General features: G+C 49.6%; 2 protein-coding genes. Both read right to left on the bottom strand.

Annotated features, from left to right (window positions below):
- Positions 1 to 1,949: alpha/beta hydrolase domain-containing protein (locus tag P8O70_01850; protein ID MDG2195628.1), on the bottom strand; the 1,949-nt coding region annotated here is incomplete at its 3' end.
- A 49-nt stretch (positions 1,950 to 1,998) separates the two neighbouring features.
- A partial coding sequence (locus tag P8O70_01845) for a DUF1330 domain-containing protein (protein ID MDG2195627.1) occupies positions 1,999 to 2,150 on the bottom strand: 152 nt, incomplete at its 5' end.

Here is a 2,150-nt window from a genome sequence, read left to right as displayed (position 1 = left end):
TGAACAATCCGTTCAATGTCCTCTTCCAAAAGGTATCCTTCGGCCACCAAAGACTTCCCAGCTTCTCGAAGTCTCTGTAGATAGTCCTCACGAGATCGATAGCGTTCCTCAATGGATAACCTTGGATCACCTGACGATTTGCGTTGTTTAAGAGTAGCTGGAAAAGGAATGGTCGAACCAGCAAGTCCTCCGCTAATTCCATGGAATAGATTAGGATTACCCCGTTCCGGATGACGGAGATTCCAGCCTGTGAAGGTTGCCAGAGGAACCGAAAGTTCAGGTAGCGGAATTCCTGCAATCTCATTCAAATCTTCATTTACAGCAGAAACAAAAGCTGGAAATTGTTCCCCTTGTATAGCTGGTAAGGTCAGAGTCCGTCCTTGATCCAATTCAGGTCCATAGTCCAATCGCTGCGCTCGAGCCAGTCGTTCTGATGGATTGAATCCTGGAAGTTTGGAAAAGTTGTGCATGACGTCCTTGGATTCCTGTGCCGTTCCGTCCTCCAAACGTGGATGTCGACTTGATGGAGGGGGTGTGCCATCGGCAACCCACTGATCCAGATTCTGTAGAACAGAACGAAGTAGCGGGCTGTAGTCCATGCAACTGAAGTGCTGCTGCCCAAGCCAACCATCTGAACTTCGAATAGTCTCTAGCGGGAATGCTCCAACTCCATGCTGAGTTCCAGAGAAGTGGTAGCGACGCACAAACTCAGCATCTTCTGGCAACTCTGTCCTATTGACTAAATCGGTGTGAATCAGAGCTGCGTCCCCACGCCAATATTCCGCAGAAGTGTTGGTAAAGATTACCTTGGGAAGATGACCGTTTTGTCTGGTTCGATCAAGCAATGCCCCTTGGATTCCTGTGAGTGGATCGATCTGTGTGCTATCCGAACAGGGGAAAAGTCCAGGTAATACATAACAAATATCCTTGGACGGTTGCCCAAAACGAAGATTGAATTCTCCCTTCATTCCCCCAGCAACATGTGGAATCATGCCATCCAATGCTTGCCGTCCTGATTCATCGGTGTTGATCCCAGTATAAAGATAGGTCCTTAGGAAGCGTCCGCTCTGAGATTGACCAAAAGCGTGCGCCCGGTTCAGGGAGCCAGCACAGGGATTACCCTCTTTCGTGGTTCCATACTTAAGAAAAGAGGCCATGTCTCTCATTGCAGCGAACCCCAAACCAATGACTCGACTGCCTCTAGTGGTATAGACCAACTCATAAATGCGGCCTGGCTGAAACCCCGATTCCATGAAAACATGGTGGGGCTCAGGCTCCTGCTCAGCTGCCCCTTGGCGAGCAAACCTCCATTGATCGCGCGGAATGAGTTGTCCGGTATCATTGGGATGATCCTTAACGAACATCTGGGCTTTTACTTCGTTAGGATCAGCTGGAGGGCGTGGGAGGTGATCCTTGTGTGAGAGCAGTTGCCATTGGCTTGCCTCAGCTTCCTGCTCCTGGAACCAACAAAGAATTCGGCCTTCGATTGGTTTACCTTGTTCATCCAGCGCTTCTGGGGCTCGCATGCCAATCATTCCAGGTGTTGAAGGCACATCCGCCTGCCATCCTCCGAAAACAACCGTGTAGCCGTTACGCAGTAAGAAGCCATTTCCTGGTTCTATTGGCATCATGGGATCCTGCGAGCGAGGCACACTGTTGAAGGTAAGCACAGTCTTGGTTCCCCGGTTCACCACATCATATAGCACTGCCCCGTTGCCTCGTTTTGGATCAGTCGGATGCAACATGACGAAGTCAGACTCAAACTCGACTTGGCCTCGCTGATTGGTTAGAGCCAACTCCAGGTCGACAATCCCTGAGTTGGCAGGATGCTTTGGATCCACTTCATAATGTGCAATTCCGTGCAGTAACTCGTAGGTGACGACATCACCAAATTCCATCCCCGAAGCAAATCTTTCCTGACGAATGATTTCAAGCTGAACCAAAGGCATTGGGCAATCCTCTCTGCAGAATAGTTTAAAAATTTGAGCTGATTGATTACTATAACCCTTCGATCAGGAATAGCTGTCGGTCCACTCCTCCTTCTAGCTTAGCCAGCGCTCCCTTGTATTCTTCACTCTCATAGGCCGTCTTTGCGGCATCCAAGCTTTCAAACTCCATCACTACAGCTCGCAGCGGTTTGTTGCCTTCTT

The organism is SAR324 cluster bacterium (genome assembly GCA_029245725.1).
Lineage (GTDB): Bacteria > SAR324 > SAR324 > SAR324 > NAC60-12 > JCVI-SCAAA005.
Note: the sequence above shows the minus strand (reverse complement) of the source record. Positions and strands in the feature narration are given on the sequence as shown.